The 19,205-nt window shown below is 66.7% G+C and carries 15 protein-coding genes and 3 pseudogenes; 12 read left to right on the top strand and 6 right to left on the bottom strand.

Annotation, left to right across the window (positions count from 1 at the left end; translation table 11 throughout):
• From ACIDOCELLA78_RS91005 to ACIDOCELLA78_RS90985, 5 genes and pseudogenes are all read right to left on the bottom strand, one after another.
• A pseudogene (locus tag ACIDOCELLA78_RS91005) lies at positions 1-287 on the bottom strand (C4-dicarboxylate ABC transporter); the annotation flags it as partial.
• A gap of 163 nt (positions 288-450) precedes the next feature.
• Complete coding sequence (locus ACIDOCELLA78_RS91000) at positions 451-1,230, bottom strand: ATP-binding cassette domain-containing protein (RefSeq protein WP_201729021.1); 780 nt, start codon at positions 1,228-1,230, stop codon at positions 451-453.
• Positions 1,230-2,311, bottom strand: a pseudogene (locus ACIDOCELLA78_RS90995) (ABC transporter permease). Before ACIDOCELLA78_RS90995 ends, ACIDOCELLA78_RS91000 begins: the two are co-directional and overlap by 1 nt.
• Before the next feature lie 91 nt (positions 2,312-2,402).
• On the bottom strand, positions 2,403-3,443 hold the full coding sequence (locus tag ACIDOCELLA78_RS90990; protein ID WP_201729020.1) for a substrate-binding domain-containing protein: 1,041 nt from the start codon (positions 3,441-3,443) through the stop codon (positions 2,403-2,405).
• Positions 3,444-3,924: 481 nt separating this feature from the next.
• Complete coding sequence (locus ACIDOCELLA78_RS90985; RefSeq protein WP_201729019.1) at positions 3,925-4,740, bottom strand: SDR family oxidoreductase; 816 nt, start codon at positions 4,738-4,740, stop codon at positions 3,925-3,927.
• Positions 4,741-4,954: 214 nt separating this feature from the next.
• Here ACIDOCELLA78_RS90985 and ACIDOCELLA78_RS90980 point away from each other — a divergent pair, with 214 nt between their 5' ends.
• From ACIDOCELLA78_RS90980 to ACIDOCELLA78_RS90925, 12 genes and pseudogenes are all read left to right on the top strand, one after another.
• Positions 4,955-6,046, top strand: a complete 1,092-nt coding sequence (locus ACIDOCELLA78_RS90980; protein WP_201729018.1) for a sugar ABC transporter substrate-binding protein — start codon at positions 4,955-4,957, stop codon at positions 6,044-6,046.
• A gap of 122 nt (positions 6,047-6,168) precedes the next feature.
• The gene (locus tag ACIDOCELLA78_RS90975) at positions 6,169-7,143 is read left to right on the top strand and encodes an ABC transporter permease (protein ID WP_201729017.1); all 975 of its coding nucleotides are present in this window, start codon (positions 6,169-6,171) and stop codon (positions 7,141-7,143) included.
• Positions 7,140-7,913, top strand: a complete 774-nt coding sequence (locus ACIDOCELLA78_RS90970) for an ATP-binding cassette domain-containing protein (protein ID WP_201729016.1) — start codon at positions 7,140-7,142, stop codon at positions 7,911-7,913. The genes ACIDOCELLA78_RS90975 and ACIDOCELLA78_RS90970 overlap by 4 nt, the downstream gene beginning before the upstream one ends.
• A gap of 45 nt (positions 7,914-7,958) precedes the next feature.
• Entirely contained in the window at positions 7,959-8,732 is a 774-nt protein-coding gene (locus tag ACIDOCELLA78_RS90965; protein ID WP_201729015.1) for an SDR family NAD(P)-dependent oxidoreductase, read from the top strand.
• A gap of 27 nt (positions 8,733-8,759) precedes the next feature.
• Complete coding sequence (locus tag ACIDOCELLA78_RS90960; protein WP_201729014.1) at positions 8,760-9,674, top strand: 2-dehydro-3-deoxygalactonokinase; 915 nt, start codon at positions 8,760-8,762, stop codon at positions 9,672-9,674.
• A pseudogene (locus ACIDOCELLA78_RS90955) lies at positions 9,662-10,281 on the top strand (2-dehydro-3-deoxy-6-phosphogalactonate aldolase). The gene ACIDOCELLA78_RS90960 and the pseudogene ACIDOCELLA78_RS90955 overlap by 13 nt, the downstream one beginning before the upstream one ends.
• A gap of 101 nt (positions 10,282-10,382) precedes the next feature.
• Positions 10,383-11,297 (top strand): SMP-30/gluconolactonase/LRE family protein, encoded by a 915-nt coding sequence (locus tag ACIDOCELLA78_RS90950; RefSeq protein WP_201729013.1) that lies wholly within the window; start codon positions 10,383-10,385, stop codon positions 11,295-11,297.
• Positions 11,298-11,383: 86 nt separating this feature from the next.
• Positions 11,384-12,508 (top strand): sugar ABC transporter substrate-binding protein, encoded by a 1,125-nt coding sequence (locus ACIDOCELLA78_RS90945; protein WP_201729012.1) that lies wholly within the window; start codon positions 11,384-11,386, stop codon positions 12,506-12,508.
• 7 nt (positions 12,509-12,515) lie between these two features.
• Positions 12,516-13,997, top strand: coding sequence for a sugar ABC transporter ATP-binding protein (locus ACIDOCELLA78_RS90940; RefSeq protein ID WP_201729011.1), 1,482 nt, complete (start codon positions 12,516-12,518; stop codon positions 13,995-13,997).
• Positions 13,987-14,979 carry an ABC transporter permease gene (locus ACIDOCELLA78_RS90935; protein WP_201729010.1) on the top strand — a complete coding sequence of 331 codons (993 nt, stop codon included), beginning with the start codon at positions 13,987-13,989 and terminating at the stop codon, positions 14,977-14,979. The genes ACIDOCELLA78_RS90940 and ACIDOCELLA78_RS90935 overlap by 11 nt, the downstream gene beginning before the upstream one ends.
• Positions 14,976-15,926, top strand: coding sequence for an ABC transporter permease (locus tag ACIDOCELLA78_RS90930; RefSeq protein ID WP_201729009.1), 951 nt, complete (start codon positions 14,976-14,978; stop codon positions 15,924-15,926). Before ACIDOCELLA78_RS90935 ends, ACIDOCELLA78_RS90930 begins: the two co-directional genes overlap by 4 nt.
• Positions 15,923-16,870 carry an SMP-30/gluconolactonase/LRE family protein gene (locus tag ACIDOCELLA78_RS90925; RefSeq protein WP_201729008.1) on the top strand — a complete coding sequence of 316 codons (948 nt, stop codon included), beginning with the start codon at positions 15,923-15,925 and terminating at the stop codon, positions 16,868-16,870. The genes ACIDOCELLA78_RS90930 and ACIDOCELLA78_RS90925 overlap by 4 nt, the downstream gene beginning before the upstream one ends.
• An 88-nt stretch (positions 16,871-16,958) precedes the next feature.
• Here ACIDOCELLA78_RS90925 and ACIDOCELLA78_RS90920 read toward each other — a convergent pair whose 3' ends face one another.
• Positions 16,959-18,908 (bottom strand): methyl-accepting chemotaxis protein, encoded by a 1,950-nt coding sequence (locus ACIDOCELLA78_RS90920; RefSeq protein ID WP_201729007.1) that lies wholly within the window; start codon positions 18,906-18,908, stop codon positions 16,959-16,961.
• Positions 18,909-19,205: the final 297 nt, after the last annotated feature.

Raw genomic sequence — 19,205 nt, 5'->3', positions numbered from 1 at the left:
GCGAGGAACATCGACATCACCGAATGGCCGAAGATGCGCGCCGCCTCCCGCGGGTAGAGCAGCCAGCGCGCGGCGTAGAGCAGGGTGAAGAGACTAAACAGCGCGATGTTCAGCAGCCAGAGCGCCATCGCCGGACGGTGCAGGCCGGGCAGCTGGTTGAGGTCGAGCGCGAGAATGCCGGTTCCCATCGTCGCGGCGAACCAGTTCGGCGTGAACTGGCGCACGATGGCGAGCAGACCGGTGTGACGGGCGCGGGCGAAACGGGTGAAATCCTGGTGATCATGAATGCCTCCGGATCGGGCGCCGGGGCGGCAGCATGTCCGCGATCCGGCGATGCCATCGTGATAGCGGCATCGCCATATCATCGTCTATACAGAACGATTAGATCTAATTGATCATTTTATAAGAACGATCAAATCCTTCATCCGGGCATCCAGGCAGCCGGCCGGGTCAGGCCACCGGATCGAGCACCGCATCGGGCGTGCGGGCGCCGGTCATGTAGGCGACGGCGTCGGACATCGAATGCGTCTTCGGGTCGATCACGCAGAGCCGGCGGCCGAGGCGGTGGATATGAACGCGGTCCGCCACCTCGAAGACATGCGGCATGTTGTGGCTGATCAGGATGATGGGGATGCCGCGGGCCTTCACGTCGAGAATGAGTTCGAGTACGCGGCGGGATTCCTTGACGCCGAGGGCCGCGGTCGGCTCGTCGAGGATGATGACCTTGGAGCCGAAGGCGGCGGCACGGGCAACGGCGACACCCTGGCGCTGGCCGCCGGAGAGGGTTTCGACCGCCTGATTGATGTTCTGGATGGTCATCAGCCCGAGATCGGAGAGTTTCTGGCGGGCGATGCGCTGCATCTCGGCATGGTCGAGCTTGCGAAACACCTTGCCGAGCAGGCCGGGTTTGCGCAGTTCGCGGCCCATGAACATGTTGTCGGCGATCGACAGGCCGGGCGCCATGGCGAGCGTCTGGTAGACGGTCTCGATGCCGGCGGCGCGGGCGGCAATCGGCGAGGCGAAGCGCACGGGCTTCCCCTCGAGATGGATCTCGCCCTCATCGACCTGAATGGCGCCGGAGAGCGCCTTGATCAGCGAGGATTTGCCGGCACCGTTATCGCCGATGACGGCGAGGATCTCGCCGGGATGGAGATCGAAATCGCAATGGTCGAGCGCCGTGACCCGGCCATACCGCTTGACGAGGCCACGCGCCTTGAGAACGGGTTCCATCACACCGCCGCCTTTCTGATCCACTGGTCCACCGCGACCGCGACGATGATCAGCGCGCCGATCATCAGGTAGGTCCATTGCGGGTCGGTGCCATACATGTTGAGCCCGAGGGTGAAGACGCCGACGATCATGGCGCCGAAGATCATGCCGAGGATCGAGCCGCGGCCGCCGAACAGCGAGATGCCGCCGATCACCACCGCGGTGATGCTGTTGATGTTCTCGAACTGGCCGGAATTGGGCGAGATCGCGCCGATGCGGCCGATCAGCGCCCAGCCGGCGATGGCGCAAACCAGGCCCGAGAGCGTGTAGACGCCGATCAGCATCCGCCGCACGTTCACCCCCGCCAGTGCGCGGCATCGGGATCGTCGCCCACGGCGTAGACATGCCGCCCCCAGGCGGTGTGCCGCAACACATAGGCGAAGAGCAGCACGAGACCGATCATCAGCACGACGCCATAGGTGAAGGTGGCGCCGTTGGCGCCGCCAATCACGAAGGTATTGCCGAGATATTGCAGCAGCGGCGCCTGCATCGAGATCTGCGCCGCGCCGATCGTCTGGTTGCCGGAATAGAGATAGTTCGCCGCCAGCACGATCTGCCAGGTGCCGAGGGTGACGATGAAGGGCGGCAGCTTCATGCGGGCGACGAGCACGCCATTGATCCAGCCCGCCGCGGCGCCGAGGCCGAAACCGGCGAGGATGGCGGCACCGGCGGGTAGCCCATAGGCGAAGGCGCACTGGCCCATCAGCACCGAGGACAGCACCATGATGGCGCCGACCGACAGATCGATCCCCGCCGTGAGCACGACGAGCGCCTGGGCGACGCCGACGATGCCGGTGATGGTCACCTGCTGGAGGATCAGCGTCAGCGCATAGGCGGTGAAAAAGCGGTGGCCGACCAGGATGCCGAAGCCGAGCAGCGAGGCGAGCAGCACGATGAGCGGCGCGAGCCACGGCGTTTCATGCAGCAGGTGCTGCAGCCGCTCCAGCAGCGTCTTGCGGTGGCTGAATTCGGCGACAGTCTCGGCGCCGGACGTGACGATGGAGGCCTCGAAGGTGATCTCGGTGCGCTCGTTGCTCGACATCGCATATGCTCCATGACCGCGCCGGGTGCGCCGGCGCGGCAGTCGAAGGAAACGGGGCGGCGTTACGCACCGCCCGCGGTCGTGTCGGGGATCAGCTGCCCCAGCAGATCTTGGCGCCCTTCGCCGGCGTGATCGAGGGAACACCGGAAACGGGGTGGGCGGTGATCAGGTTGGTGCCGGTATTGTAGAAATCCTTGCCGGCGCTGGCCTGCGGCTTCTTGCCGGTCTTGGCGAAGGTGACGATCGCCTTGACGCCGAGGGCCGCCATCTTGAGCGGATATTGCTGCGAGTCGGCGGCGATGATGCCTTTCTTCACGCCGGCGACGCCGGTGCAGCTGCCATCGATCGCGACGATGGTGACCTTGCCGGCCTTGCCGACCGATTTCAGCGCCTGGTAGGCGCCGAAGGCCGCCGGCTCGTTGATGGCGTAGACCAGGTTGATGTTCGGGTTGCGGGCGAGCAGCGTTTCCATGCCCTTCTGGCCGCCCTCTTCCGAGCCACCGGTCTCGACATGGCCGACGATGCGCGGATCGGGGACGTTGAACGTGTTCGGCGTCTTGATCTTGTCACCGAAGCCGGCGAGGAACCCGTGGTCGCGCGCGACGTCGACGGTGGGGTGCGAGATCGACAGGTCGAGCATCGCGATCTTCGCGTCCTTCGCCTTGGCGCCGAGATGCTTGCGGGCCCAGCGGCCGATCAGCTCGCCGGCCTCGAAATTGTCGGTGGCGAAGGTCATGTCGGCGGCGTTGGTCGGGCTCAGCGCGGTATCCAGCGCGATCACCAGCAGCCCGGCCTTGCGCGCCTTCTCGACGGTGGGGACGATCGCCTTGGTATCGGACGGGGTGATCAGGATGCCCTTGGCGCCATCGGCGATGCAGCTCTCGATGGCGGCGACCTGCGACTGGTTGTCGCCGTCATATTTGCCGGCATAGGTCTTGAGATCGACGCCGAGCTTCTTCGCCTCGGCCAGCGCGCCCTTGCGCATGGTGACGAAATAGGGGTTCGAGTCGGTCTTGGTGATGAGGCAGGCGCGGATCGGCGCGGCCTGGGCGGTGGCGGCGAAGCCGGCGAGCGCGCCGAGCGCGGCCAGTGCGATCGTCGCTGAGCGGGTGAAGCTGTTCCTGTTGGTCATGTTGTTCTCCTTGGTCTCGACACGGTGTCTGGACTTGGCGCCTCCGGGCGCGTTCCGCGGGGCGGGACGGCACGGACGCTGTATCGTCATCGGCCGGAATCCGGCCGCATTGCCGAAGCGCGCGGCATCGGGGCCGCCGCTTGCGTCTGGTCGTGAATAGGGGTCGGCTGGGCGCCGTGCGCCGTCATCGTTCCTCCTCGGTCTTGTTATTCGTTCACCGGCCCGGCGCGGGAGCGTCAGGATACCAGAAAACGTTTTCATGGCTTTCTTAATTTGCACGTCTGGCAGGGGCAAGAAATTTCTTGCGCTGGAACGAAAATTTTACCTGACGCACCAAATCCGGTGCCGCTCTGGGGCAGACACGGTGCCAAACCCGTCAGTAGACGAACGAACCCTCGTCACGAATAAGAAAACGTTTTCAAATTTCTATCGCTCGGCAGAGGCATCGATATCATGGAGCCCCCGCGGCCGCCCGGCGGGATCAGGTGGACCAGTTCCGCGCGAAATCGGCGAACAGCGACAGGCCGCCGCAAGCGAAAACGGTCTGGCCGGTAACGTAGCTCGCCTCATCGGAGAGCAGGAATGCGGCAACGGCGGCGATTTCATCGGCTTCGGCAGGGCGACCCATCGGGATATGCGCCTCGACGATGCGGCGGCGCTCGGGATCGCCGGTCCAGCCGGCATTCATCGGCGTGACCGTCGCACCGGGCCCCACCGCATTGACCCGCACACCGCGCGCCGCGAACTCAAGCGCAAGGGTGCGGGTCAGATTCCCAAGCCCGCCCTTGGCCACCGAATAGGACAGGAAGCCCGGCTTTGGCACGATTTCGTGAACCGAGGAGACGTTGAGGATCGCACCACCCAAATGCTGCGCCATATGGCCGATCACCAGCCCGGACAGGTGGGCGACGGCAAGCAGATCGACGGCGACGACGCGGTCGAACCGGTCCATGTCGAGCGCGTCGCTCGGCTGCTCGGTCTGGATGCCGGCATTGTTGACCAGGATCGAGAGGTGACCGGCGCGCCCGATGGCGCGCGCGACAACAGCCGCCATCGCCGCGCGGTCGGTGACATCGGCGGCCTCGGCGTGATGAAGGACGCCCGGGCCGGCGGCGCGGAGTTCCTCCAGGGTTGCGGCAGCCTCGGCATCGCCCGGCAGATGGGTGAAGGTGACCGCGGCGCCCTCCTGCGCGAGACGCCGGGCGATGGCCTGGCCGATCCCCGACGCCCCACCGGTGACGAGCGCGTGCCTTCCGGCGAAGCGGGCACGATGTGGCTGGACTTGCGGCGTGGTCATGCCGGTCTCCTCACAGGATCATGCAACGGCAGGTTAGCGGCATGCCGCCGCCGCCGCCAGCCCCGCGGCGCGACCGGAAGAAACGATCTATATTCGCAACATCGAAGATGGCAGCATAAGAGACCCGATCCGGGAAGGCCGCGCGATTTCCTCGATTGCATTTTCATTGAGGGTCAACTAAATATAAATGACAATCATCGCAGGGAGGAACTCGATGACAAAAAAGATAGAAGATCAGGTTGAAGACATCGTCGCGTCGCGTCTGCCGCGCCGCGCCGTGGCGCAGGGAGTGACGCTCGGCGCCGCCGCCGCGATGCTCGCCGCCGGCGCCCGCACCGCCGAAGCCGCCGGCAAGGACCCGTTCCCGCCGCACAAGCGCTGGAAGTTCGTGTTCGTCAACCACGTCACCACCAACCCGTTCTTCGTGCCGACGCAATACGGCATTCACGACGCCTGCCGCCTGCTTGGCTGCGAATGGCAGTGGACGGGCTCGCAGACCTCGAACGTCGCGCACATGGTCAACGCGATGGACGCGGCGATCGCCGGCAAGGCCGATGCGATCGCGGTGCCGCTGGTCGATCCGACCGCGTTCAACAAGCCGACCGACCGCGCGCTTGCCGCCGGCATCCCGGTGTTTTCCTACAATGCGGACGCGCCGGCCGGCTCGGGCAACAAGCGCCTCGCCTATATCGGCCAGGACCTGTTCCTCGCCGGCTACCAGATGGGCGAGAAGATCGTCCAGCTCGTCGGCTCCGGCGAGGTGGCGCTGTTCATCGCCACCCCCGGCCAGCTCAACATCCAGCCGCGTATCGACGGTGCCGCCGCGGCGATCAAGAAGCTCGGCAAGAACATCACCTATCATGAAATCGCCACCGGCCCGACGGTGAACGAGGAACTCTCCAAAATCCGCGCCTATTATCTCGGCCACCAGCACGTGAAGGGCATGTTCGCGGTCGATGCCGGCTCGACCCAGGGTGTGGGCGAGGTGATGAAGCAGTTCGGCCTCGCCCGGAAAGGCGTGCATGGCGGCGGGTTCGACATGCTTCCCAAGACGCTCGACCTGATCAAGAGCGGCGATCTCACCTTCACCATCGACCAGCAGCCCTATCTGCAAGGCTTCTACACGGTGATGGAGATGTTCACGTTCCTGGCCTCGGGCGGCCTGTCGGGCCCGGCGGACATCAATACCGGCCTGAAATTCGTGACCAAGGGAGGGGTGCAACCCTATCTCGACACGCACACCCGCTACGAGGGCAGCTCGGCCAAGCCGCAGATCGTGCCCCGGAACGGGCCGATCGCCGGCTGATGCCGCGCCGGCGCGGCGGCCGGTCGAACCCCGATGGGGCAAGGCAGGCCACGCGCCGGACGTCCGCCCTCCATAAACGAGGCCGCTCCGCGCGGGGCGGTGCCTGAGATCAGGGGAACGGCATGAGCCAGCCCATCAGTCTGCGCCGACACGGCTCGCGCCTGTTCGCGCTGCGCGAGGCGAGCATTCTCGTCGTCGCCATCCTGCTGTTCGGCTATTTCGCCATCAGCAACGACAATTTCCTCTCCGGCGCGAACCTGCAGACATTGTCGCAGTTCATCGCCCCGGCCGCCATCATCGCCTGCGGCGAGATCATGCTGCTGATCTGCGGCGAAATCGACCTCTCGGTGGGCCAGGTCTTCGCGCTCGCCCCGTTCATCATGGCGTTCAGCGTAAAGGCGGGGCTCGGCCTGTTCATCGGCATCGTGCTCGCGCTGCTGGTCTGCGCCGTGGTCGGGCTGATCAATGGCGGCATCACCGTGCTGCTGCGGGTGCCCTCCTTCGTCACCACGCTCGGCACGCTGTTCCTGATCAACGGTTTCACCCTCACGATCTCGCGCGGCTATCCGGTCAACACGCCGGGTGGAGCAACGATCGCGAATATCTTCGGCGCGGAAGGCTACAGCGAGTTTCTCTGGGCGCTGCTGATCGTGCTGATCATGCACGCGGTGCTGCGCCACCGCCGCTGGGGGCTGCACACCATCGCGGTGGGCGGCAATCTCACCGGGGCGACCGAGGCCGGCATCAACGCGGCACGGATCAAGGTGGGGAATTTCGTGCTGACCAGCGTGCTCGGCGGCGTGACCGGCATTCTGGAGGCGTTCCGCATCGGCTCGACCGATCCGCTCGCCGGCGGCACCAACATCATGTTTCTCGCCGTCGCCTCCGGCGTGATCGGGGGGACCAGCCTCGCCGGCGGGTCGGGCACGATCATCGGCGGGCTGCTCGGCGCCACCGTGCTCGGCGTGTTGCAGGACGGCTTCACCCTCGCCGGAATCAACGCCTTCACCTTCGACATGATCATCGGCGGCGCCATCCTGATCGCGATGATCGCCAATATCCGCGTCCAGGGCATGCGCAAGGGAGGCAGGCGATGAGCGCCACCGTCAACGAAACGGCCGCGGACGCGCTACGGGCCGAGACCATCGTCAAGTCGTTCGGCGCGGTCACCGCCCTGTCTGGCGTGTCGCTTCATGTGAAGCGCGGCGAGGTGCTGGGCATTCTCGGCGATAACGGCGCCGGCAAGTCCACCCTGATGAAGATCATCACCGGCTATCACAAGCCGACCGCGGGCCAGCTCTACGTGCGGGGCGAGGCGGTTGATCTCGCCTCGGTCGACCATGCGCGCGCACTCGGCATCGAGTGCGTCTATCAGGATCTCGCGCTGGTGAACACGCTGCCGATCTATCACAACATGTTCCTGAACCGCGAGCTCAGGACCCCGTTCGGCATGCTCGACCACAGGACGATGCGCCGGCGCGCGGCGGAGGCGCTCGAGGATATCGGCGTCAACGTCCCCTCGGTGGACGAGGAGGTGGAGATGCTCTCGGGCGGGCAGCGGCAGGCGATCGCCATCGCCCGCGCGGTGTATTCCGAGGCGAAGATTCTGCTGCTCGACGAACCGCTCGCCGCGATGGGCGCGCGCGAGGCCGGGCTGATCATCGACCTGATCCAGCGCCAGCGCGCCCGCGGCGATATCTCGATCATCATGATCATGCACAACTATGCCCAGACGCTCGAGATTGCCGACCGGGTCATGCTGATGCAGCATGGCGAGGTGACGTTCTCTGGCGCTGCGCGCGACACCTCGGTCGAGGAACTGCTCGAGATCGTGCGGCGCGAATACCGCGCGGCACGGGCGCGCTGACGCATGGCGCCGGCGGCACAACATCAGCACGGAAAAGGGAACATCATGACCGCACATGCCAACGCAATCTATCCGAGCCTCAAGGACCGGGCGGTGTTCATCACCGGCGGCGGCGGCGGCATCGGCGCCTCCGTCGTGCAGCATTTCGCCGAGCAGGGCAGCCGCGTCGTCTTTGTCGACATCGACGCGGCGGGCGGCCAGCGCGTGGTCGAGCAGGTGGCCGCGAAGGGCCACGCCGCGCCGCATTTCATCAAGTGCGACCTGCGCGACATCGACGCGCTGAAAGCCGCGATCGCACAGGGCGCCAAGGCGGTCGGCCCGTTCACCGTGCTGGTGAACAACGCCGCCCATGACGAGCGCCACCCGACGATGGAGGTCACGGTGGACTACTGGGAAGACCGGTTGCAGGTGAACCTGCGCCACCAGTTCTTCACCGCCCAGGCGATCATCCCGATGATGAAGGCCGCCGGCGGCGGCGCCATCGTCAATTTCGGCTCCAGCAGCTGGCACAAGGGCCAGGGCGGCATGCCCGCCTATGTCACCGCCAAGGCCGGCATCGAGGCGCTGACGCGCAGCCTCGCGCGGGATTTCGGGCCGGACAACATCCGCGTGAACTGCGTGGTGCCGGGCTGGATCATGACCGAGCGGCAGATCGAGAAATGGCTCACGCCGGAAGGCGAGGAAACGCTGATGAAGCAGCAATGCCTCAAGCAGAAGCTGGTGCCGGCCGATGTCGCGCGGATGGTGCTCTGGCTCGCCGCCGACGACAGCCGGATGGTGACCAGCCACAATTTCTTCGTCGATGCCGGCTGGATCTGAGCGGCGCGGGCGGATGACCCTCCGCCGATGATCGGCCTCGATTGGGGAACGACGCGGCTGCGCGCCTTCCGCATCGCGGAAGACGGCGGATTGCGCGATGCGCGCCGTGCCGATCGCGGCGTGCTGAGCGTGGCGCCGGGCGGCTTTGCCGATGTGCTGCGCGAGATCGCCGACGACTGGCTGGAGGCCGGCGAGCGGCGGGTGCTGATCGCCGGGATGGCCGGCAGCCGCCAGGGTTGGCTGGACGTGCCGTATCTCGACTGCCCGGCGGAATTCGGCGCCATCGCCGCCGCCGCGCAGCCAGTGGCGTTCGAGGGTGCGGATGCGCGCATCCTGCCGGGGCTCGCGACGCGGGACGAGGCTGGCGTGCCGGAAGTCATGCGCGGCGAGGAGACGCAGATCGTCGGCGCGGTGGATGACGCCGCGCGCCGCCTCGTCTGCCTGCCGGGCAGCCACTCGAAATGGGCGGTTGTCGAGGCCGGGCGGATCGAGGGGTTCCGTTCCTACATGACCGGCGAGGCGTTCGCCGCGCTGGGCGGGGCGACGATTCTGGCGCAGACGATCGAGGCGGGCGGGCCGGAGCCCGACGCCTTCGCCGATGGCGTGGCGCGGGCCCGCCAGCCCGGCGGGTTGCTGCATCATCTCTTCGGCGTGCGGACCAGGGTCTTGCGCGATGGCGTGTCGAAATCCGCCTCGCGCGCCTATCTCTCAGGCCTGCTGATCGGCCACGAGGTTGGCCACGAGATCGGCCGTGCGATCGGCCGCGGGCGGACGGCGGATGCGACAGAGGTGACGCTGATCGGCGATCCCGCGCTGTGCGGGCTCTACCGCGACGCGATCACGCTAAGCGGCGGGGCGGCGCGCGTGCATGACGATGTAGCCGGGGACGCCGCATGTCTCGGCCTCGCCCGGCTCGGAGCGCAAATTTCATGGCAACACTGAAGGAGCATCTCGACGCCTGCCCGCTGGTCGCGATCCTGCGCGGGGTCGCGCCGGACGAGGTGATGGCGGTGGGCGAGGCGCTCGTCGGCGCCGGCGTGAAGATCATCGAGGTGCCGCTGAACTCGCCAGACCCGTTCGAGAGCATCGGCCGGCTCGTCCGCGGACTCGGCGCGCGGGCGCTGATCGGCGCCGGAACGGTCATGACCGTGGAGGATGTCGGCCGCCTCGCCGGGGCGGGCGGGCAGTTGATGGTGACGCCGCACGCAGATCCGCGCTCGTGGCCGAGGCGAAGCGGCGCGGGCTGATCGCCCTGCCCGGCTTCTTCACCCCGGCAGAGGCGTTCGCGCTGATCGGCGCCGGGGCGGACGGGCTGAAGCTCTTCCCCGCCGAAGCGGCGAGTCCCGCCGTGCTCAGGGCGTTGCGCGCGGTGCTGCCGCCGGCGCTGCCGGTGCTGCCGGTCGGCGGCATCACGCCGGCCACGCTCGCCCCCTGGCGCGCGGCCGGGGCCGCGGGATTCGGCATCGGCTCGGCGCTCTACCGGCCGGGCGATGACGCCGCTTCCGTGCGCGCGAAGGCGGCGGGCTTCATCGCCGCGCTCGGACTCTGATCCGGCTGCAAAACCTCTGGCCTTTGCGCGAATTGCCTTTTATCGTTTGACGGCAAGGACCGGATCGACCGGCCACAACGATGAGGGGAAGAGGCGCTGCCATGTCCGAGGCTTTTCACGTCTATGATGAACGGTTTCGCTCGATGCTGCTGTTCAACGCGGCGATCGAGACCATCGCCACCGGCTGCCGCTGGGCGGAAGGGCCGGTCTGGTTCGGCGAGCAGAACTGCCTGCTGTGGAGCGATATTCCGAACGACCGGATGATGCGCTGGACGACGAACGGGACGGTCGATGTCTATCGCACGCCGGCACGACACACCAACGGCCATACCCGCGACCGGCAAGGGCGGCTGGTCAGCTGCGAGCATGGCGGGCGCTGCGTCAGCCGCACCGAATATGACGGCACGGTCACGATCCTGGTGGATCGCTTCGAGGGCAAGCGGCTGAACTCCCCGAACGACGTGGTGGTGAAATCCGACGGGACGATCTGGTTCACCGACCCCGATTACGGAATCTGGAGCGATTACGAGGGGCATCGCGCGGAAAGCGAGATCGGCGCCTGCAACGTCTACCGGTTCGACCCGGCGAGCGGCGCGCTCGGCGTGGTCGCCAGCGATTACGAGCGGCCCAACGGGCTGGCCTTCAGCCCCGACGAACAGAAGCTCTACATCGCCGATACCGGCATCACCCACCGGGCGGATGGCCCGCATCATATCCGGGTGCACGACGTGATCGACGGCGCGCGACTCGGGCCGGGGAAGGTTTTCGCGGAAATCGCGAACGGCTTCGCCGACGGGTTCCGCCTCGACGAGCACGGCAATGTCTGGTCGAGCTGCGGCACCGCCAACGGCGTCGCCGTCTTCGCGCCGGACGGAACCCCGCTGGGCAAGATCGACCTGCCGGAAGCGACCAGCAACCTCGTCTTCGGCGGGCCGAACCGCAACCGGCTGTTCATGACCGCGACCAGCTCGGTCTATTCGCTCTATGTCGCGGTGCGGGGCAACAAGACGGTGTAAGGGGCGCGATTCTGATTGTCAGCGCCCGTTATTGATTGTATAAAACCGATAATAAACTGACTGTAATAAAATCCTGGGAGGACAAGATGGACTTCGATCAAACGGATTCCGGCGCTGCCGGCGCGATTGACCTGACGGGTGCGACCCGCCGCACGCTGCTCACCGGGCTTGCCGGCGGGCTCGGGCTGGCCGCCCTGCCCCGCTTCGGGCTGGCCAACAACCGCAAGCTCAAGATCGCCCTGTCGAACTCGTATATCGGCAACGAGTGGCGCATCGAGATGGTCAACCTCTTCAAGGCGGCGCTGCAAATGGAGCCGTACAAGAGCGAGATCGACGGATCGTATTTCAGCTCGGGCAACAACATCTCGCAGGAAAGCCAGCAGATTTCCGGCATGATCGCCGAGCGCGTCGATGCGATCCTGGTCGACGCCGCCTCGCCGACCGGGCTCAACGGCATTCTCCAGCAGGCGCATGCGCGGGGGATTCTTGTTGTCTCGTTCGACAACATCGTCACCACGCCGAGCGCGATCAAGGTGAACACCGACCAGGTGAAATTCGGCGCCACCCTCGCCGAATGGCTGGCGAAGAAGATCGGCGGCAAGGGCAATGTCATCATGGTGACCGGCGTGGCCGGCACCGGGGTGAACGAGGACCGCAACCGCGGCGCCGAAGAGGTCTGGAAGAAATATCCCGGCATCAAGATCGTCAGCCGTTTCGCCGGCGACTGGGCGTCCTCCACCGCGGAGAAGAACACTGCATCGGTGCTGCCCTCGCTGCCCAAGATCGACGGCATCTGGTGCCAGGGCGGCACGGATGGCGTGCTCAAGGCCTTCATCGCCGCGAACCGGCCGCTGCCGCCCACCGCCGGGGAGGCGGAAAACGGTTTCCGCAAGTTCATGACCGGCTATATGGGCCACAAGGTGGAGGGGCTTTCGGTCGGCCAGCCGCCCTATCTCGTGCTGATCGCGCTGGAACTCGCGCGGCGCATCCTCAACAAGTCGTATCCGCGCAAGGACATCACCATCCCCTTCCCCTTCGTCACCAACGCCACGGTGAAGGTGGGCGAGACGGTGTTCCCGAACCTGCCTGACAGTTTCTTCACCGACTTCACCGATAGCGGGCCGCACGCGACGCTCAAGATCTGTGTCGATGCAGCACTGCACGGCACACCCTGCGGCGGTTCCCTGACCGTGCATCTGCCCAAGGCCTGACCCGGCCATGACCGCACCCGCCATCGCGGCGCGCGGGGTCAGCAAGTCGTTCGGCGGCGTCAAGGCCCTCACGGGGGCCTCGATCGCCGTCGCGCGCGGCAGCGTTCACGCGCTGGTGGGCGAGAACGGCGCCGGCAAATCGACCCTGATCAAGATCCTCGGCGGCCGCATCGCCGCCGATGAGGGGAGCGTGGAAACCGCCGGGCCGAGCCTGCGCATCGGCACCGTGTTCCAGGAACTCACACTGCTGCCCTACATGACGGTGGCCGAAAACCTGCTGCTCGGCCGCGAGCCGCGCGGCCGGCTCGGCCTGATCGACCGCGCCGCGATGCCGCGCCTCGCCGAGGCCGAACTCGCCGGTCTCGGCATCACCCATATCGATCCGCGCGCGCTGGCGGCGGACATATCGCTCGCCGAACGGCAGATCATCGAGATCGCGCGGGTGATCATGGCGCGCCCGCAGGTATTGCTGCTCGACGAGGCGACATCCGCGCTGGTCGAGCGCGAGGTGGCCTGGCTGTTCGGCCAGATCCGCGCGCTGCGGGATGCGGGCGTGGCGATCGTGTTCACCTCGCACCGCTGGGGCGAGATCACCAGCATCGCCGACGAGATCACCATTTTCCGCAACGGCAGCGATGTCGGCACCTTCACCACGATCGGCGAGGACGAGGCGATCACGCTGATGACGGGGCAGGCGCTGGAGACGATCTTTCCCGCCCGCTTCGCGCCCTCATCCGGCCCCGTGCTGCTCTCGCTGCGCGGCGCGCGCGCGGAGGGAACCGCGCCGCTCGACCTCGACCTGCGCGCGGGCGAGATTCTCGGCATTGGCGGGCTCGCCGGGCACGGCCACCGCGCCCTGTTCTTCGGCCTGTTCGGCGCTCCGGGTTTTCGCGAGGGGCGGATCGAGCGCGAAGGACGGCCGGTCCGCATCACGGCGCCCTGGGACGCGATCCGCGCCGGCATCGCCCTGGTGCCGGAAGACCGCAAGAGCGAGGGGCTGTTCCTGCCGCTTTCCGTGCGGGACAATTTCACCCTGCCGATTCTGCGCCAGCTCTCGCGCTTCGGCATCTTGCGGCTCGGCGCCGAGCACGCGACGGTGGCGGAAAGCATCCGGCGGCTGGCCGTGCGCACGCCCTCGGCGCAGCAGCCGGTCGGCGCGCTCTCCGGCGGCAACCAGCAGAAGGTGCTGCTCGGCCGCTGGCTGCTGACGCGCTCGCGCATCCTGCTGCTCTACGATGTGACCCGCGGCGTCGACGTCGCGACCAAGCACGAGATCTACGAGCTGATCGCCGGCCTCGCCCGCGAGGGCTACGCGATCCTGTTCTATTCGTCGGACGCGGAGGAACTCGCCCATCTGTGCCACCGGGTGAAGGTGATGCGGCGGGGCGCCTTCGTCGCCGAACTGCCGGCCGATGCGCTGTCCGCCGAGGCGATCGTCGCCGCCGCGATGCGCGAGAGCGGCCAGACGGAGACTCCCCATGCAGCCTGACGCCGCAGCACTGCCACGCGGCAGCCGGCTTGGCCACGCGATCGGGCAGAATATCGGCCTGATCCTCGCCGGCGCGATCCTTGCCCTGGCGGTCGCCGGGTTCCTGCTGGTCTACAGCATCGAGCAGCACCGGCTGCCGGGCAATTTCGAGCTGACCTCGACGGTGAACAACGCCATTCCGCTGGTCTTCGCCGCCGTGGGCCAGAGCTTCGTCGTGCTCACCCGCGGCATCGACCTCTCGGTCGGCGGGGTGGTCGATCTCGCCAACGCGCTGGCGGCGGTGACCATGGGCAAGTCGCTCGGCGGCGCGCTGCTGTGGTCGGCCGTCATTCTCGCGGTGGGGGCGGCCTGCGGCCTCGTGAACGGGTTGCTGGTGGCGTTCGGCCGGTTGCAGCCGATCGTGGTGACGCTGGCGACGCTGTCGATCTACCAGGGTCTCGCGATCCGCGTGCTGCCGGCGCCGGGCGGCGCCATTCCGCCGGCCTACACCAATCTGCTGGTCAACCCGAACGCGCCCTGGGCACTCGTCTATATCGGCCTTCTCGTGCTGGCCTGGGCGGGGTTCCGGCGCTCGCGCACGGGTGTCGATCTCTACGCGATCGGCAATGACGAGGCCTCGGCCCGCGCGCTCGGGGTCAACGTGCTGCGCACCAAGATCATCGCCTACATGCTGGATGGGGCGCTGGCGGCCGCGGCAGGGCTGTTTCTCGCCGCATCGGCCACGGCGGGCGACGCGACCACGGGCAACAGCTACACGCTGACTTCCATCGTCGCGGTCGTGCTCGGCGGGGTCTCGCTCTTCGGCGGCCGTGGCTCGGCGGCCGGCGCGATTGCGGGGGCCTTCATCACCACGCTGATCGTCAACATCCTGTTCTTCAGCCACGTCAACCCACTCTATCAGTCGTTCTACGAAGGGGTGTTCCTGATCGTGGCGGTTGTGCTCGGCGGCGCCATCGGTGGCGCGATCAGGAGGCGGCGATGAGAACGCTCACGGTCGATACACGGCGAATCCTTTACGCGATTGCCGCCGCGATCGGGCTTTTCGTGGTTGGCGAGATGGCGCATCCGGGCTTTCTGTCCGGCCCCAGCGTGGCCTCGATCCTGGTGATCGCCTCGTTCGTCGGCCTCGTGGCGGCGGGGCAGTGCTTCGTCATCCTGATCGGCGGGATCGACCTTTCGGTGCCCTGGGTGATGAACGCCGCGGCGATCCTGCTCACCACCACCTCGCTCGGCAAGAACACGGGCGCGCCGGAAGCGATCGCCGCAGCCCTTGGCATGGGGGTGGCGGTGGGGGTGGCCAATGGCATCGGCATCGCGCTGTTCGGCATTCCCGCGGTGGTGATGACGCTGGCGGCGAACGGCATCGTCGAGGGGCTGACACTCGGGCTGAGCGGCGGTTTCACCTGCTCCTCCTGCTCATCCTACGCGCCGCCGCTGATCCAGACGCTGGCGCATGGCAGCCTGCTCGGCATTCCCGATGCGCTCTGGCTCTGGGCGTTCGTGACCGCGCTGGTCAGCGGCGCACTCGCGGTGACGCGGTTCGGGCGGGCGACCTACGCGCTCGGCACCAATCCGCTCGCCGCCACGCTGGCCGGGATCGACGCCCGGCGGATGACGATCCTGCTCTATGCCCTTTGCGGCGGCTTCGCCGCTCTCGGCGGGATCATGCTGGTCGGCTTCGGCGGGCAGGCTTCGCTCGGGCTCGGCGATCCCTATCTGTTCACCTCGATCGCCGCGGTGGTGATCGGCGGGGTGAACATCCTTGGCGGGCGCGGCAACTATCTCGGCGTCGCCGCCGGGGCCGTGAGCCTGACCGTGCTGGTCTCGGTGCTGCTCGCGCTATCGATGCCCGACTACGTGCGCAGCATCGCCTATGGCGTCGTCATCCTGGCGCTGCTGCTCGCCTATGGGCGGGAGAACGAACGATGACCACGTGGCAGCCGGCCGAGCGCTACCCCGATCCGGCGATCCATGTGCTCAGCCCGTCCTTCGCGCGCTACCGCCTGTTCAACGCGGCGGTGGAGCGGCTGGCCGATGGCTGCCGCTGGGCGGAAGGGCCGGTCTGGTTCGGCGACGGGCGCTTCCTGCTGTGGAGCGACATTCCGAACGACCGGATGCTGCGCTGGGACGAAACCGATGGGCGCGTCAGCGTGTTCCGCCAGCCGGCCGGCCATGCCAACGGCAACACCAGGGACCGCCAGGGGCGGCTCATCACCTGCGAGCATGGCGGTCGGCGGGTTGTCCGTACGGAAACCGATGGCGGCATCACGGTGCTGGCTGACGGGTTCGGCGGGCGAAGGCTGAATTCGCCGAACGACGTTGTGGTGAAGTCCGACGGCAGCATCTGGTTCACCGACCCGCCCTTCGGCATTTCCGGGTGGTATGAGGGGCATCGGGCTGACGCCGAACTGCCGCCGGCGATCTACCGGATCGATCCGGCGAGCGGCGCAGTCGCCATGGTGGCGGACGATATCGCGGGGCCGAACGGGCTGGCCTTCTCGCCGGATGAGAGCCGGCTCTACGTGGTCGCCTCGCGGGCCGAACCGCACCGGGCGATCCATGTGTTCGATGTGGTGGATGGAAGCCGCCTGACCAACAACCGGCGGCTGATCGATGCCGGACCTGGCGGCACGCCGGACGGTTTCCGCGTCGATATCGATGGGAATCTGTGGTGCGGCTGGGGCATGGGCGCGGCGGAGCTGGACGGGGTGATGGTGTTCGACCCCGGTGGAACGCCGATCGGCCGCATCGCCCTGCCCGAGCGCTGCGCCAATGTCTGCTTCGGCGGCCGTCACCGCAACCGGTTGTTCATGGCGGCGAGCCGGAGTCTCTATGCACTTTACGTTAACACCCAGGGTGTGCGCGGAGGGTGATCTGCCGCTTTCCTGGCTGCGAGCCATTGTTCTGAACAGAGACCCGGCGGGAGACTGTCTCCCGCCGGGGCGAATTGAGGCGGTTCGTTCAGAAGTCTTCCCAATTATCCTCGCCGGCGGTTTCCATCTGTGCTTCGCGGAGCGGCGCCGGCTTCACGGGGCGGGTGGCAGTCTGCGCCGGGCGGATGGGGGCCGCTCGGGACGCGGCCGGCCGGGCGCTTGTCGCCGGGCGGGGCATTGCCGGCTCGTGCGCGACCGCCCCGAGATCGAACCGCGCCATCAGGCCGGAAAGCTGCTCCGCTTCCCGTGCCAGGCTATGGCTCGCCGCCGTCGACTCCTCGACCATCGCCGCGTTCTGCTGCGTCGTCTGATCCATCTGACCAACGGCCGTGTTCACCTGCACCAGCCCGGTCGACTGCTCCTGGGCGGATGCGGCGATTTCCGCCACCACGCCGTTGATCTCGCCGATCTGCCCGACAATGCGCTCAAGAGCGCGACCGGTCTGGCCGACAAGATCGACACCCGCCACAACCTGCTGGTTCGAGGCGGAAATCAGCGTCTTGATTTCCTTCGCCGCGTCCGCTGAACGCTGCGCGAGCGCGCGAACCTCGGAGGCAACAACGGCAAAGCCACGTCCGGCGTCACCAGCCCGGGCGGCCTCGACCCCGGCATTGAGCGCGAGGAGGTTGGTCTGGAACGCGATCTCATCGATGACCCCGATGATGCTGCCGATCTGCTTGGATGACGCCTCGATCTCACCCATCGCCGCCACGGCCTGGGACACGACGGCACCGCCGCGTTCGGCATCGCCCTGCGCAGCGCCGACCACGTTGCGGGCATGCACCGCCGCATCGGCGGTCCGCCGCACGGTTGCTGTGATTTCCTCAAGCGCGGCGGCGGTTTCCTCGAGTGTTGCGGCCTGCTGCTCGGTGCGGCGGGACAGATCGTCCGCCGCCGCGGAGATTTCCGAAGCGCCCGACCTGATCGCCGTGGCGTTCGCAGCGACAACCCCCATTGCCTCCTGCAGCCGATCGAGAGCCGCGTTGAAATCATTGCGCAGACGGTCGTAATCGTCGCCGAATGCCTCGGTCAGCCGGTAGGTGAGATGCCCGGCCGCAAGTTCCTCAAGGCCACCGGCAACGGCATCGAGCACATGGGCGAGCTGGCTTGCGGCCGCCTCGCGCCGGGCCTCGGCCTCCAGCCGCTCGGCCTCGCGCGTGCGGGCGAGATGGGCGGCTTCGGCCTCCAGTTGGGCCTTCTCGATGCCCGCGGACTTGAACACCTCGACCGCCCGCGCCATGCCGCCGATCTCGTCCTTGCGGTCGGTGAAGGGGATGGGTGTCTCGAACTCGCCGCGGGAAAGCTGGGTCATGGCGGAGGTGATCGCGCGCAGCGTGTTGTTGACGTTGCGCTGCATCAGATACATCGCGATGAGGAAGAGCGCGAAGAGCGGCACGAAGACCAGGGAGAAGCGCGACACACCCTTCCAGAGCTGGGCATCGATATCGTCGACATAGGCGCCGGTGCCGATATACCAGCCCCAGCCGGGCACCTGTCCCATGAAGGAGATTTTCGGCTGCGGCTTGGACGAGCCGGCTTTCGGCATGAAGTAATGGGCAAAGGCCGGATGGCCGGCGCGGATCGAATTGATCATCACCCGATCGGTGTAGTTGCCGAACATGTCCTTGGCGTCGTAGCGGTTGGTGCCGATCAGCGCCTTGTTGACGTGCTGCAGCCCGATCCCTTTCGCACTGTCGACGAAATAATAGTTGCCGTGATCGAAGCGGGCGGCGCCGAGGGCCTTGAGCGCGAGGGACTTGGCCTGCGGCTGCGGCATCGTTCCCTTCTCCGCCATGCCCACGAACCCGCCGGTAATGTGCACGGCGTCACTTACCAGGGCGCGAAGTTCGGATTTACGCGACTGCACCTCGATCTGATAGGACGCCAGCAGCCCGAGAGCGATGGCGACCAGTGTCATCACGACGCCGAACGCACCGAGCGCGGCAAACTGGTGACGAATTGAAAGCTTGTTCAGCACGATATGTCTCCGGTTCAACCTTCCCGGACTGCATGACAGAGTTTAGTTAAAAAAAAGTGTTTTGATGTTGAATCGGAGCGGATGTCCCGCGCGGTGCGATGGCCGGCATACGGGATATCACCCATCCGGATAATGTTCAGGAGGACGACTCCTTTAGACCGATGAAACCGTCAGGAAATTATCCAAATATAGTAAACAAATACTTTATATAAGCCTCAATACAACTTAATAGAAATAGTCTTAATACATTCTGCAATATTATCCGGCATCATCGTTGATAGCATCCCCGCGATCCAC

Source organism: Acidocella sp. C78 (assembly GCF_907164655.1).
Note: the sequence above shows the minus strand (reverse complement) of the source record. Positions and strands in the feature narration are given on the sequence as shown.

What these genes read in the sequence shown, in the direction of transcription:
- ACIDOCELLA78_RS91000 (WP_201729021.1), bottom strand. Translation starts at nt 1,230, where the DNA reads ATGGAACCCGTTCTCAAGGCGCGTGGCCTCGTCAAGCGGTATGGCCGG.
- ACIDOCELLA78_RS90990 (WP_201729020.1), bottom strand. Translation starts at nt 3,443, where the DNA reads ATGACCAACAGGAACAGCTTCACCCGCTCAGCGACGATCGCACTGGCC.
- ACIDOCELLA78_RS90985 (WP_201729019.1), bottom strand. Translation starts at nt 4,740, where the DNA reads ATGACCACGCCGCAAGTCCAGCCACATCGTGCCCGCTTCGCCGGAAGG.
- ACIDOCELLA78_RS90980 (WP_201729018.1), top strand. Translation starts at nt 4,955, where the DNA reads ATGACAAAAAAGATAGAAGATCAGGTTGAAGACATCGTCGCGTCGCGT.
- ACIDOCELLA78_RS90975 (WP_201729017.1), top strand. Translation starts at nt 6,169, where the DNA reads ATGAGCCAGCCCATCAGTCTGCGCCGACACGGCTCGCGCCTGTTCGCG.
- ACIDOCELLA78_RS90970 (WP_201729016.1), top strand. Translation starts at nt 7,140, where the DNA reads ATGAGCGCCACCGTCAACGAAACGGCCGCGGACGCGCTACGGGCCGAG.
- ACIDOCELLA78_RS90965 (WP_201729015.1), top strand. Translation starts at nt 7,959, where the DNA reads ATGACCGCACATGCCAACGCAATCTATCCGAGCCTCAAGGACCGGGCG.
- ACIDOCELLA78_RS90960 (WP_201729014.1), top strand. Translation starts at nt 8,760, where the DNA reads ATGATCGGCCTCGATTGGGGAACGACGCGGCTGCGCGCCTTCCGCATC.
- ACIDOCELLA78_RS90950 (WP_201729013.1), top strand. Translation starts at nt 10,383, where the DNA reads ATGTCCGAGGCTTTTCACGTCTATGATGAACGGTTTCGCTCGATGCTG.
- ACIDOCELLA78_RS90945 (WP_201729012.1), top strand. Translation starts at nt 11,384, where the DNA reads ATGGACTTCGATCAAACGGATTCCGGCGCTGCCGGCGCGATTGACCTG.
- ACIDOCELLA78_RS90940 (WP_201729011.1), top strand. Translation starts at nt 12,516, where the DNA reads ATGACCGCACCCGCCATCGCGGCGCGCGGGGTCAGCAAGTCGTTCGGC.
- ACIDOCELLA78_RS90935 (WP_201729010.1), top strand. Translation starts at nt 13,987, where the DNA reads ATGCAGCCTGACGCCGCAGCACTGCCACGCGGCAGCCGGCTTGGCCAC.
- ACIDOCELLA78_RS90930 (WP_201729009.1), top strand. Translation starts at nt 14,976, where the DNA reads ATGAGAACGCTCACGGTCGATACACGGCGAATCCTTTACGCGATTGCC.
- ACIDOCELLA78_RS90925 (WP_201729008.1), top strand. Translation starts at nt 15,923, where the DNA reads ATGACCACGTGGCAGCCGGCCGAGCGCTACCCCGATCCGGCGATCCAT.